Here is a 508-nt window from a genome sequence, read left to right as displayed (position 1 = left end):
CACCAACAGCGCCGACGACATCGACTCAATCCAGAAAGAAGTTGACGCGCGTCTGTCTGAAATCAACCGTATCGGTAAAGCTTCTACCTTCAACGGCACGGCGATCTTTGATACGACCGGCAGCGTAAAAATCCAGGTTGGCGCCAACGACGCAACCGACGCTAACGTCATCAACATCGACCTGTCAGGCGCTGGCTTCCAGACTTCTGGCCTGGGCGCAACCTTCAGCGTGACCGGCGGCAACCTGTCTGACCTGGACGCGCGTATCAAGAGCGTCGATACCGCACGTAGCGGCCTGGGTGCGATTCAGAACCGTTTTGAATCTACCATCAACAACCTGAACACCTCTGTGACCAACCTGACCGCGTCACAGTCACGTATCCAGGATGCTGACTACGCAACTGAAGTTTCTAACATGTCGAAGGCGCAGATCCTTCAGCAGGCTGGTACCTCCGTGCTGTCAAAAGCCAACCAGGTTCCACAGGGCGTTCTGTCTCTGCTGCAGTAA

1 protein-coding gene is annotated in these 508 nt (G+C 55.3%); it reads left to right on the top strand.

The window, feature by feature from the left end:
• Nucleotides 1-508, top strand: a 508-nt coding sequence (locus AB3U87_RS22030) for a flagellin (protein WP_394150530.1), incomplete at its 5' end; no start/stop codon positions are given.

The organism is Erwinia plantamica (assembly GCF_043420595.1).
Lineage (GTDB): Bacteria > Pseudomonadota > Gammaproteobacteria > Enterobacterales > Enterobacteriaceae > Erwinia > Erwinia aeris.
The sequence above is the reverse complement of the archived record's forward strand: the minus strand, read 5'-3'. Positions and strand labels throughout refer to the sequence as shown.